Annotated in this window: 10 protein-coding genes and 3 pseudogenes; 6 read left to right on the top strand and 7 right to left on the bottom strand. The window is 72.6% G+C overall.

Translation table 11 applies throughout. The annotated features are described in order from the left end of the window. The 3 genes from efeB to B9S61_RS26435 all read left to right on the top strand — a co-directional run. On the top strand, positions 1-1,111 hold a 1,111-nt coding region (gene efeB, locus B9S61_RS26445; protein WP_103544487.1), incomplete at its 5' end, for an iron uptake transporter deferrochelatase/peroxidase subunit. Positions 1,112-1,114: 3 nt separating this feature from the next. Continuing rightward, on the top strand, positions 1,115-2,014 hold the full coding sequence (gene efeU, locus B9S61_RS26440) for an iron uptake transporter permease EfeU (RefSeq protein ID WP_103544484.1): 900 nt from the start codon (positions 1,115-1,117) through the stop codon (positions 2,012-2,014). Further along, on the top strand, positions 1,947-2,963 hold the full coding sequence (locus B9S61_RS26435) for a hypothetical protein (RefSeq protein ID WP_181007533.1): 1,017 nt from the start codon (positions 1,947-1,949) through the stop codon (positions 2,961-2,963). The genes efeU and B9S61_RS26435 overlap by 68 nt, the downstream gene beginning before the upstream one ends. A 107-nt stretch (positions 2,964-3,070) precedes the next feature. Here the strand turns inward: B9S61_RS26435 and B9S61_RS26430 are convergent, their stop codons facing one another. Beyond that, on the bottom strand, positions 3,071-3,814 hold the full coding sequence (locus B9S61_RS26430) for a bifunctional DNA primase/polymerase (RefSeq protein WP_103544483.1): 744 nt from the start codon (positions 3,812-3,814) through the stop codon (positions 3,071-3,073). 205 nt (positions 3,815-4,019) lie between these two features. Here B9S61_RS26430 and B9S61_RS26425 point away from each other — a divergent pair, with 205 nt between their 5' ends. After that, the gene (locus B9S61_RS26425; RefSeq protein ID WP_103544485.1) at positions 4,020-4,904 is read left to right on the top strand and encodes a glycerophosphodiester phosphodiesterase; all 885 of its coding nucleotides are present in this window, start codon (positions 4,020-4,022) and stop codon (positions 4,902-4,904) included. Between the two features lie 99 nt (positions 4,905-5,003). Here the strand turns inward: B9S61_RS26425 and B9S61_RS26420 are convergent, their stop codons facing one another. After that, positions 5,004-5,651, bottom strand: coding sequence for a TetR/AcrR family transcriptional regulator (locus B9S61_RS26420; RefSeq protein ID WP_103544482.1), 648 nt, complete (start codon positions 5,649-5,651; stop codon positions 5,004-5,006). Between the two features lie 104 nt (positions 5,652-5,755). On the opposite strand from B9S61_RS26420, the pseudogene B9S61_RS41715 reads away from it, so the two are divergent. Then, positions 5,756-5,893: pseudogene (locus B9S61_RS41715) on the top strand (DUF6243 family protein); the annotation flags it as partial. Positions 5,894-5,946: 53 nt separating this feature from the next. Here B9S61_RS41715 and B9S61_RS26415 read toward each other — a convergent pair. The 3 genes from B9S61_RS26415 to B9S61_RS26405 are packed head-to-tail and all read right to left on the bottom strand — an operon-like array spanning position 5,947 to position 9,383. Beyond that, on the bottom strand, positions 5,947-6,948 hold the full coding sequence (locus B9S61_RS26415) for a small ribosomal subunit Rsm22 family protein (RefSeq protein ID WP_103544481.1): 1,002 nt from the start codon (positions 6,946-6,948) through the stop codon (positions 5,947-5,949). A gap of 9 nt (positions 6,949-6,957) precedes the next feature. Continuing rightward, complete coding sequence (locus B9S61_RS26410; RefSeq protein WP_103544480.1) at positions 6,958-8,154, bottom strand: serine hydrolase; 1,197 nt, start codon at positions 8,152-8,154, stop codon at positions 6,958-6,960. After that, the gene (locus B9S61_RS26405; RefSeq protein ID WP_374936244.1) at positions 8,115-9,383 is read right to left on the bottom strand and encodes a multidrug effflux MFS transporter; all 1,269 of its coding nucleotides are present in this window, start codon (positions 9,381-9,383) and stop codon (positions 8,115-8,117) included. Before B9S61_RS26405 ends, B9S61_RS26410 begins: the two co-directional genes overlap by 40 nt. A gap of 242 nt (positions 9,384-9,625) precedes the next feature. Between B9S61_RS26405 and B9S61_RS26400 the strand changes: the two genes are divergently transcribed. Then, a complete protein-coding gene (locus B9S61_RS26400) occupies positions 9,626-10,651 on the top strand; it encodes a Gfo/Idh/MocA family protein (RefSeq protein WP_103544478.1) in 1,026 nt (341 codons plus the stop codon). Here the strand turns inward: B9S61_RS26400 and B9S61_RS26395 are convergent. Continuing rightward, positions 10,638-10,988: pseudogene (locus B9S61_RS26395) on the bottom strand (alkaline phosphatase D family protein); the annotation flags it as partial. The gene B9S61_RS26400 and the pseudogene B9S61_RS26395 overlap by 14 nt on opposite strands. A 34-nt stretch (positions 10,989-11,022) precedes the next feature. Continuing rightward, positions 11,023-11,726 (bottom strand): annotated as a pseudogene (locus B9S61_RS26390) (RNA-guided endonuclease TnpB family protein); the annotation flags it as partial.

The following is an 11,726-nucleotide window of genomic DNA, read 5'->3' as shown; positions in this document are numbered from 1 at the left end:
CGCGGGCGCGGGAGCGGCGGTGGAGTTCCACGGCGCGCACCAGGCGGGCATCGCCACACCGGTGCAGGACCGGCTGCACTTCGCCGCGTTCGACGTGACCACCGATGACCGGGCCGAGTTCGTCGAGCTGCTGAAGGAGTGGACGCAGGCCGCGCGCCGGATGACGGCGGGCCGTGCGGTCGGCGAGGGCGCGTACGGCGGTCTCGCCGAGGCTCCGCCGGACGACACCGGTGAGGCGCTGGGGCTCAAGCCGTCCCGGCTGACGCTGACGATCGGCTTCGGGCCGTCGCTGTTCGGCAGGTTCGATCTGGCCGGGCGGCGTCCCGAAGCCCTCGCCGAGCTGCCGAAGTTCGCCGGGGACAACCTCGACCGTGACCGCAGCGGCGGGGACCTGTGCGTGCAGGCGTGCGCGGACGATCCGCAGGTCGCCGTGCACGCGATCCGCAATCTCGCCCGTATCGGGTTCGGCCGGGTCGTGGTGCGCTGGTCCCAGCTCGGCTTCGGCAAGACGTCGTCGACGACACCCGACGCGCAGACCCCGCGCAACCTGTTCGGCTTCAAGGACGGCACCCGCAACATCTCCGGGACGGAGCGGGACCGCCTGGAGAAGTTCGTCTGGGTGCGTGAGAAGGACGGGCCCGGCTGGATGACGGGCGGATCCTATCTCGTGGCCCGGCGGATCCGGATGCACATCGAGACCTGGGACCGCACCTCGCTGCGGGAGCAGGAGGACATCTTCGGCCGTGACAAGGGCGAGGGGGCGCCGGTCGGCAAGGCGAAGGAGCACGACGAGCCGTTCCTGAAGGCGATGAAGCCCGACTCCCATGTGCGGCTCGCCCATCCCGAGACCAACGCCGGGGCGACGATCCTGCGCCGGGGCTACTCCTTCACCGACGGCACCGACGGGCTCGGGCGGCTGGACGCCGGGCTGTTCTTCCTCGCCTATCAGCGCGATCCGCGTACCGGGTTCATCCCTGTCCAGCGCAGTCTGGCCGCTGACGCGCTCAACGAGTACATCCAGCACGTGGGTTCGGCGCTCTTCGCCGTGCCGCCGGGCGTCCGCGACCAGCACGACTGGTGGGGCCGGGCGCTGTTCACCGAGGAGGCCTGAACCGTGTTCTCCAACTATCTGATCGGTCTGCGCGAGGGCCTGGAGGCCAGCCTCGTCGTCTGCATTCTGATCGCCTATCTGGTGAAGACCGGGCGGCGGGACGCGCTGAAGCCGGTGTGGGCCGGCATCGGCGTCGCGGTCGCCCTCGCACTCGGCTTCGGCTGCGCGCTCGAGTTCGGTTCGCAGGAGCTGACGTTCGAGGCACAGGAGGCACTCGGCGGTTCGCTGTCGATCCTCGCCGTGTGCCTGGTGACGTGGATGGTGTTCTGGATGCGGCGCACCGCCCGGCACCTGAAGGCCGAACTGCACGGCAAGCTGGACGCCGCGCTCGCGATGGGCACCGGCGCGCTGGTCCTCACCGCGTTCCTCGCGGTGGGCCGGGAGGGCCTGGAGACCGCCCTGTTCGTGTGGGCGTCGGTGCACGCGGCCGGTGACGGCAGTCCGCGGCCGCTGATCGGGGTGGCGCTGGGGCTGGCGACGGCGGTACTGCTCGGCTGGCTGTTCTACCGCGGCGCGCTGAGGATCGACCTCGCCCGGTTCTTCACGTGGACCGGCGCCCTGCTGGTCGTCGTGGCGGCGGGTGTGCTGGCGTACGGCGTCCACGACCTGCAGGAGGCGGACTGGCTGCCGGGTCTGACGAGCCTGGCCTTCGACGTCAGCGGCACGGTCCCGCCTGACAGCTGGTACGGCACCCTCCTCAAGGGCGTGTTCAACTTCCAGCCCGATCCGACCGTCCTCCAGGTCACGGTGTGGCTGCTGTACCTGGTCCCGACGCTCGCGCTGTTCCTCGCCCCGGTAGGGTTCGCCTCCGGGAAGGGGAAGGTGAAGGAACCGGATGAGCAGGGATCCCGGCCTTCGGAGGCCGCCGAGGCCTCGAAGGCTCCGCAGGCACCGCAGGCTTGACCGGAGCGCGCTGATCGCGGCGACGGTGACCGCTCTGTCGCTGACGGCGAGCGGCTGCGTGGTGGTGCACGGTGAGCGCGAGGTGCTCCCGGCCACCACTCGCGCCGAAGCCGCCGAAGCGCTCGCGGAGTTCACGGCCGCGTACAACAAGGCCGACCAGGCGTACGACGGTTCCCTGGACGCCGGTCACACCACCGGTGCCCTCGCCGACATCGACCAGGCCCGTCTGAAGGCCGGGCGGGCCAACAGCCCGGAGGGCAACCCGAGTCACACTCCGCTGGAGCTGACGGACGCGAAGTTCACCATTCCCGCGAAGGCGGGCTGGCCGCGCTGGTTCCTCGCCGACGCGGACGGCAACAAGGGCGGCGACGTCCGCTGGCTGCTGGTCTTCACCCGGGACGGGCTGGACGATCCGTGGGAGGCGGCGTACCTGACGCTGGTGGCCCCGGACGAGATACCGGAGTTCAAGACGGACCGGGACGGCTGGGCGGAGACGGTACCCGCGAACTCGGCCGATGTGGCGGTCCCGCCGGGCGAGTTGAGCCAGGGATACACGGCGTTCCTCAAGGACGGCGGGGACGTCTTCGCGGACGGTCCGCACACCAGCACCTGGCGGGCGACGCGGGCGAAGAGGTCGCAACGGCCGGGTCTGGCCACGCAGTACATCGACGAGCCGATGACGGACGGCGACTACGCGCCGCTGGCGCTGCGCACCGCGGACGGCGGGGCGCTGGTGTTCTTCGCCACGCGCCACTTCGAGAAGCAGACGGCCGCGGCGGGGGCATCGGTGCCGACGCCGAACAAGGACGTGCTGGCGCTGACGACCGGGGAGATACGGCAGTCACTGACGATGGAGTTCGTCTCCAACGAGGTGGCGCTGGACCCGGCCGACGGCGAGGTGGAGGTTCTGGGGCGGATCCAGGGGCTGACGTCGGCGAAGGGCGAGTAGTCCCGGGCACGATCCTCTGTACTCGGCTGTACTCGGCTGTACTCGGCTGTATTCGGCGACCCGATGGCCCGGCGCCCCGCGAGCCGGTGACTCGGCGGCGCGGTGCCTCAGCGGCGGGAGGGCCAGGCCGAGCCCGCGTGGTCGGAGTGGTCGCCGATGTGGCGGGCGCAGGCCTCGGTGAGGTACTCCAGCAGACTCAGCGGGTCCGGCAGCGGGTGCTCGGGGCCGCGCACCCAGGACACCGACCGGTCGCCGTCGCCGTTGCCCGGCAGGCGGGCCGGCGGTACGAGGACGTAGGAGCCGCGGCAGTGCCAGCGCAGGCCGGGATGCTCGTCCATGGTCTCCGGGTGGCAGTCCAGCTCGCACGGCCACCACTCGTCCTCGTCCTCGGGGGTGCCGCGGGTGAGGGTGAAGAACAGCATGCGGCCGTCGTCGCTCTCGGCGACCGGGCCGACCTCGACTCCGGCGTCGAGCAGGCGGGTGAGCGCCTCCCGGCCGGCGGCGAGGGGGACGTCGAGGACGTCGTGCACCATGCCGGTCGCGGTGATGAAGTTGGCCCGGGGCTGGTGGCGGGCCCAGCGCTCGATCTGGCCGCGGTCGGTCGTCGACTGGGTCTGCCAGGCGAAGGACACCGGGTGCCGGGCGGGGGTGGGACAGCCCACGCGGTCGCAGGAGCAGCCGTACGCTTCGGCGGGGTGTGCGGCGGGAGCGAGCGGCAGTCCCGCGCCGGCGGCGGCGAGCAGCAGCGCCTCACGGTCGCCCTCGTCGGCGGCCGGCTCCGGGCGGCGTCCGCGCAGCCACTGGGAGATTCTGCTCTGCCGGCCGCTCCGTCCGCCGAACTCCGCGCTCATCTAGCTCCTCGCCTCGCCGTCCTGCGCTCCAGGATGCCCTATGGTTCCACGATCGTGCGCATCGGGGGGCCGGAGCCCACAATCGGCGCAGGTGGGACGAGGGTGACCCGAACGGACGAGGGGTGTCCGGCGGGACGAAGGGGACGTCTGCGGGGCGGGTGTCATGACGGGGTCCGGCCGGACCCCCGCCCCAGCCGTGTCCGGCATGGTCACATCGATCGCGTCGACGGGCCTCGCTGCCGTGGTCTGCCTGACCTCCGTCGCCTCGCTGACCCTCACGGGCGGCCACGCCGGCGGGCCTCCGCCGGCGTGGGGCACCGGGCCGCTGACGGTGGACTCGCTGCCGCGGGTGCCGTACGTCGCCCATCGGGGCGGGGCCCGCGAGGTGCCGGAGGACAGCATGTCGGGGCTGATGGCGGCGTACCGGCGCGGCACGGCGCAGGTGCTGGACTTCGACACGCGGGTTCTGCGGGACGGGACACCGGTGGTCTTCCACGACGCGACCCTGAACCGTACGACCTTCCCGGGCGGCGAGGTGCGCGGACTGGACGCCGGGGAGTGGCGGTACGTACGGCTGCGTCCGCGCTCCCGGCTGCCGGGGAGCCGGCGTGCGGAGCGGCCGCCCACGGTCGCCGAGGTACTGGACCGTTTCGGCGGGCGGATCGTGCTGATGCCGGAGGCGAAGGACCCGCGCGGCCTCGACCGGCCGGCCGCGCTGATCCGCGCCCGCGGCCTGACCCGCTCGGTGTTCGTGAACACCGGCGACCCCGAGGTCGCCCGCCGCGTCCACGGCCCGGGCCTGCTGAGCCAGCTGTGGCGCTCGGCCCGCCGGCTGCGCACCGACCGCCCCGAGCGCCGGCGCTCCTACGCCGGCGTCCTCGACGTCGACATCAAGGCCCGCGACGCGGACCTGACCCGCGCGGTGCGCTCCGGCATCCCCCGGTTCTGGGCCCACACGGTCGTCACCCCGGCCCAGCGCGACCGCGCGCTCTCCCTCGGCTGCAACGGCGTCATCACGGACATCCCCGGGCGGCTGTCCCGGCATCCGGTGCGGGGGCCGGGGGTGGTGAGTGCGGCGCCGGGGCGGTGAGGGCGTGCGGATCCGGAGGCGCCGGAGAAGGGCCGGAGGCGCCGGAGAGGGGCCGGGGTCGCCGGAGAAGGGCCCGTCGTCCGGGGCCCGGGGCCTTGCTCAGCGGGGGGCGAGGCCGTTCAGGGCGTAGTCGACGAGGGTGTCGGTGTACTCGTAGGTGATGGGGGCCGTGTACTGGAGCCAGCGCTGGGCGAGGGGTGAGACGAAGAGTTCCAGGGCGATGCGCGGGTCGATGTCGGCGCGGACGTCTCCGGCCTCCTGGGCCGCGCGCAGGCGGTCGACGTAGAGCTGGAGCTGGGGTTCCAGCAGCCTGGCGACGAACCTGCGGCCGAGCTCCTCATTGACGACGCCTTCGGCGGCCAGGGCGCGGGAGGGGGCCTCGAAGGCGGGATCGTGCAGCTCGTCGACGGTGGCGCGCAGGACGTACTTGAGGTCGGCGGCGAGGTCACCGGTGTCGGGGAGGGCGTACGCGGCGTCGTCCGCGGTCCCGTCGGCCCGGGCCGCCTGAGCCGCCTGGTCGCTCAGGTCGAGGAACGCCTCCAGGAGCACGTCCGCCTTGGACGGCCACCACCGGTAGATCGTCTGCTTGCCGACGCCGGCCCGGGAGGCGATGCCCTCGATGGTGGTCCTCGGGTAGCCGATCTCGGCGACCAGGGCGAGGGCCGCGTCGTAGATGGCCCGCCGGGAGCGCTCGCTGCGGCGGGTGGCGTCGGGGGCCGGCTGGCGGGCGGGCTGTTGTGGGGCCATGGGCCGAATGTACCAGGTTGACAAGACGGCGCGTCTCGCCGGATGGTGAGGACACACGTAAAACGAGACGATACGTCTCGTATTGACAAGGAAGGGATCGCACCATGACCCGAGGCGGAGCCGGAAACATGCTGGGCGTCGGCGGCACCCGACAGCACCTCGGCCGCGAGGCGCTGCGCGGGCGCGGACGCGGTGGGCGCGTCGGCGGCGGGCTCGACCCGCGGGCGCAGAAGCGGGAGTTGCTGCGCAAGCTGCAGGAGAAGCGGGAGGAGGGAAACGGGACGGAGTCGGACAGTCAGACGTCGTCGGCCGGCGGCCAGGAGTCGCCCCAGTCCGTGTCCCGGGCCGCCCGGTACAGATCGCCGTGGCGTTTGGTGACCGTGGTGCGGCGCAGGGACGGGTCCTTCTCGCAGACGTCGAGGAGGACCTGGCCCTTGCGGATCTGCGGCCTGCGGACGACCCGGGCGGGGGCCGGCGCGACCGGGACGCGGGTGGCGGCCACATAGCCGAACTTCTCGTCCTCGTACGGCAGGGAGCCGCCCTTGACCTGGCGGTGCAGGGAGGAACGGCTGACCCGGGCGGAGAAGTGGCACCAGTCCGTGCCCGGCACGATGGGGCAGGCGGCGCTGTGCGGACAGGGGGCGGCGACGCGGAAGCCGGCGGAGACGAGGCGGTCGCGGGCCTCGATGACGCGGGCGTAGCCGTCGGGGGTGCCGGGTTCCACGATCACGACGGACCGCGCGGCGCCGGCGGCCGCGTCGACGAGGGCGGCGCGGTCGGGAGCGGTGAGCTCGTTGAGGACGTAGGACACGGTGACGAGATCGGTGCTCTCGATCGTGAGCGCCGATCCGATACGAGAGCGGTGCCAACGGGTCTGCCGCAGTGCGGGATTCGCGGCGGCGAGTTCCCGGCCGAGGGCGAGTGCGGGTTCCGCCCAGTCGAGGACGGTCACGGGACGCTCCCCCGCCCAGGTCGCGCTCACGGCCCAGGCCGCCGCGCCGGTTCCGCCGCCGATGTCGGTGTGGTCGCCGGGCGCCCATCCCGGCACCGCGTCCGCGAACGCCTCCAGCGCCGAGCGCACCGCCTCGAAGGTCGCGGGCATGCGGTAGGCGGCGTACGCGGCCACGTCGGCGCGGTCGCGCAGGATGGGGGCCTCCGTGGGCGTCGCCCCGCGGTAGTTGGCGATCAGCCGCTCCACGGCCTGCGCGGCCTGCCGCGCCGGAAGCCCGTCGAGCAGCCCGGCGAGGGCGGAGCGCAGGGTCTCGGCGGTGACCAGGGAGGAGGCGGGGGCATTCACCCGGCGATTCTACGGGGCGGTCGGAGGGTGCGGCCCTCTCACATCCCCCGCCGCCCGTGCCACCCGTGTCGCCGCCTCCGCTCTCGGTCTGCTGTCCGGGGTGGACGGGCGGCGGGGGTGGACGGTGTTGGCCAGGAGGATCACGTAGGTGTCCGTGGCGCGGTCGAGGACCAGGGACGTGCCCGTGAAACCGGTGTGGCCCGCGGCGCCGCGGCCGGACAACTCGCCCATGAACCAGGGCTGGTCCAGGGCGAAGCCCAGGCCGGGCGGGGTGAGAAGGAGGTCCACGAAGCCGGGGGCTAGGATGCGGGCGGGCCCGTACGAGCCGCCGGCCAGCAGGGTGCGGCAGAAGACGGCCAGGTCCCGGCCGGTGGAGAAGAGTCCCGCGTGGCCGGCCACGCCCCCCAGCGCCCACGCGTTCTCGTCGTGCACCTCGCCCCGCACCATCCCCCGGTCCGCCTTGGCCCACGGCCGCCGCTGGTCCTCGGTCGCCGCCGCGGACGGGCACGGGCCGAAGGCGGTCGCGCTCATGCCGAGCGGCCGGGTGACGCCGTCCCGGACCAGGGTGTCGAGCGTGCGGCGGGTGAGGCGTTCCAGGACGTGCTGGAGGAGCAGCATGTTCAGGTCGGAGTAGCAGTACGTGCCGGGCACGCCGACCGGGGATTCCGCGCGGAGCAGCGCCAGCCGTTCCGCGCCGTCGGCGCAGTCGTACAGCGGGAGTTCGGGCCGCAGTCCGGAGGTGTGGGTGAGCAGCTGGCGCACGGTGACGCCGTGCCGCGCCGCTCCGGTGAAGTCCGGGAGGTACGCCCCCACCCGCGCGTCGATGCCCAGGGTGCCCCGCTCGATCTGCTGCACCGCGGCCACGGAGGTGAACAGCTTGGTCAGGGAGGCCAGGTCGAAGGGCGTGTGCACGGTCATCGGGACACGGTCGCCGGGCGGCAGTTCCACCGGGGCGTCCGTCCTCCCGTCGTACGACGCGTAGCGCACGGCCCAGCCCGCCGCCTCCTTCACGGCGATCACCGGCCCGCGTCCGGCGACCACGACGGCCCCCGCCGCCCAGGGCCGCTCCCCCTCGGTACGGGCCCGGACCGCCCCGACCAGGTGCCGGAGTTCCCCGGCGTCCAGTCCGGCCCGCTGCGGTGTGCCGTGGCGCAGTCGCGGGGCGCTCAGACGCCCCCGCCCTTCACGCCCGTCCGCCCGCTCCATGGTCGGCACATTCCCAGGAAGCAGGCCAGCGCAATCAGGGCGGAGGCCAGCTGGACGACGGCCATCGGCACGGCGGTGTCCTCCCCCGCCACCCCGACCAGCGGGGACGCGATCGCGGCGATGAGGAAGGACGTCGTACCGAGCAGGGCCGACGCGGAGCCGGCCGCGTGCCGGGTGCGCATCAGGGCGAGGGTCTGGGTGTTGGGCATGGTGATGCCCATCGCGGACATCAGCACGAACAGCGCGGCGGCCACCGGCACCAGCCCGGTCTCGCCGAACACGCCGAGCGACATCAGCAGCAGCGCGACCGCGGCGACGACCACGACGGCGAGCCCGAGGCCGAGCACCCTGTCCAGCCGGACCCGGCCGACCAGGATCTTCCCGTTGACCTGCCCCATGATCATCAGGCCGATCGAGTTGAGCCCGAACAGCAGGCTGAACGTCTGCGGGGAGGCCCCGTAGATCTCCTGCATGACGAACGGGGAGGCCGCGACGTAGGCGAAGAGGGACGCGAAGGCGAACCCGCCGACGAGCATGTAGCCGGTGAAGGCCCGGTCGGCGAGCAGTCGGCGCATCGAGCCGAGGGCCTCGCCGACGCCGCCGCTGTGACGCTCGGCGGGAGCCAGCGTCTCCGGCAGCTTCGCCCAGACGGCGAGCGTCAGGAGCAGTCCGAGGACGGTGAGGACGACGAACACGCCCCGCCAGTCCGTGACCCGCAGGACCTGCCCTCCGATGAGCGGCGCCAGGATCGGCGCGACCCCGGAGATCAGCATGAGGGTCGAGAAGAAGCGGGCCAGGGCCACGCCGTCGTACAGGTCGCGGGCGACCGCGCGCGCGATGACGATGCCGGCCGAGCCCGCCAGGCCCTGCGCCAGCCGGCAGGCGACGAGGAGCTCGACGGTCGGCGCGAACGCGCACAGCGCGGTGGCGACGACGTAGATCGCGAGGCCGACGAGCAGGGGCCGGCGGCGGCCCCAGCGGTCGCTCATCGGACCGACCACCATCTGTCCCAGCGCCATGCCGGCCAGGCAGGCGGTGAGGGTGAGCTGGACGGTGGCGGCGGGCGCGTGCAGGGACCGGGTGACCTCCGGCAGGGCGGGGAGGTACATGTCCATCGCCAGCGGCGTCACGGCGGTCAGGCCGCCGAGGAGGAAGGTGACCAGCAGGCTGGTCCGGCGGACGGTGACGCCGGTGCGGTGGGCCGACGACGCCACCGTCCCGCCCTGCACGGCCTGCACCCTCTTCGAACCCCGCACGGCCCCCGCCGGTGCGGTGTCCGACGCCCCGCTTTCAGTCGATTTCGGTATGAACGCCCCACCCTCGGGCATGCGGCCCCTCCCTTTTCATGCCGTCAGCTCCCTATGCTCTCAGCTCGTACGGAGTGCTCGGCGTCAACGACGATGTCATGGGAGCGCTTCCACGACAGCCCGATGGCGACGCGTTGACGGAACACACGAACAGGGTGGGACGAATGACCGAGCAGAAGACACGCTGGGGAATCCTGGCGACCGGCGGGATGGCCGCGACGTTCACCGCGGATCTGGTGGACATGCCGGACGCGGAGATCGTGGCGGTGGCGTCGCGGTCGGCGGAGCCGGCGAAGGCGTTCGCGGAACGGTTCGGGATACCGCGGGCGTACGGCGACTGGGAGTCGCTGGCGCGGGACGAGGAGATCGACGTCGTCTACGTCGCCACTCCGCACACGGCGCACCGCGCGGCGGCCGGGCTGATGCTGGAGTCCGGACGGAACGTGCTGTGCGAGAAGCCGTTCACGCTGAACGTGCGGGAGGCGGAGGAACTGGTCGCGCTGGCGCGCGGCAACGGGCGATTCCTGATGGAGGCCATGTGGATGTACTGCCATCCGATGGTGCGGCGGCTGAAGGCGCTGGTCGACGACGGGGCGATCGGTGAGGTGCGCAGCGTGCACGCGGACTTCGGCCTCGAGGGGCCGTTCCCCGCCTCGCACCGGCTGCGGGACCCGGCGCTGGGCGGGGGCGCGCTGCTGGATCTCGGCGTGTACCCGGTGTCGTTCGCCCAGCTGCTGCTCGGGGAGCCCTCGGACATCGCGGCGCGAGCGGTGCTCTCGGAGGAGAGCGTTGATCTCCAGACGGGTGCGCTGCTCTCGTGGGAGAGCGGCGCTCTCGCTTCGGTGCACTGCTCCATCGTGGGCGGTACGGCGACCTCCGCGTCGATCACCGGTTCGAAGGGCCGGATCGACATCCCGTACGGCTTCTTCTTCCCGGAGCGGTTCACCCTGCACCGGACCGGCCGCGACGCCGAGGAGTTCGCGGCGGACCCGGCCGACGGCGCCCGGCGCAGCCTGAAGCACGAGGCGGCCGAGGTGATGCGGGCCCTGCGGGCCGGCGAGACCGAGTCGCCGCTGGTCCCGCTCGACGGCACCCTCGCCGTGATGCGGACGCTCGACACGATCCGGGACCGTGTCGGCGTCCGCTACCCGCAGGAGTCCGCACGGGAACCGGTGGTCACGCCGGCTTGAGCCCCTGCTCCCCCGCCTCCGTCACGAAGGAGGCGGCGGTCGTGAGCGGTGCGCCCTGCGTGGTCACGTGGGAGACCGTCTTGAAGTCGGCGCGCGCCAGCTCACGGCCGAGCGACACCGTCGTATAGCCGCGCAGTCCGTTGTAGAACCGCAGGTGCGGGTTGGCGGCCAAGTACGTCTCCCAGTTGGCGGGCCGCTCGGTGCCGTTGCCGCCGCTGCTGACGGAGGAGGTGACGATCTCCGTGCCCACGGTCTTCGAGCCCGGGTCGGAGAAGTCGCGCTTGATGTCGAAGCCGTAGTGCACGTGCACGTCGCCGGTGAGGACCATGACTTTCTCCCCGGCCCAAGAGGCGGGGGATTCCAGCGGTCGTCCGCTGGGGTTTCTGCTTCACCGCCGACCGCCCGCCCGGAGTACTCCGTTGAGGTCTTACACCAGCTCCACAGACAGATGCCGTCAGCCCGACGGCCAGAAGGCTCTTCGCCGCGTTCACATCGCGGTCGTGGGTCATTCCACAGTCACACGTCCACGTACGGACGTTCAGCGGCATCCTGCCCTGCAAGGCGCCGCAGGTCGAGCACAGCCTGGAGGAGGGGAAGAAGCGGTCGACCGCGATCACTTCGCGGCCGTACCACTGCGCCTTGTACTCCAGCATGCTGCGGAACTCCGACCAGGCCGCATCGCTGATGGCCCTGGCCAGCCTGCCGTTCTTCATCATGTTCCGGACGGTCAGGTCCTCGATCACGATCGTTTGGTTCTCACGAACGAGCCGAGTGGTGAGTTTGTGCAGGTGATCACGCCTGCGGTCAGTGATGCGGGCGTGCACACGGGCGACCTTCCGGCGGGCCTTGGCCCGGTTCGCCCCGTCACCCCTGGCCCTACGGGCGAGCTGCCGCTGAGCCTTCGCGAGACGGGCCCGGTCCTTGCGCTCGTGCCGAGGGTTGGCGATCTTCTCCCCGGTCGAGAGGGTCAGCAGGTGGTCCAGGCCGACATCCACGCCGACGGCGTTGCTACTGACAGGCAGCGGCCGGACGGAGGGGTCCTCGCACAGCAGGGACACGAACCAGCGTCCCGCCG

The sequence above is a fragment of the Streptomyces sp. SM1 genome (genome assembly GCF_002910825.1).
Taxonomy (GTDB): domain Bacteria; phylum Actinomycetota; class Actinomycetes; order Streptomycetales; family Streptomycetaceae; genus Streptomyces; species Streptomyces okerensis.
This window is presented reverse-complemented; position numbering and strand designations above follow the sequence as displayed.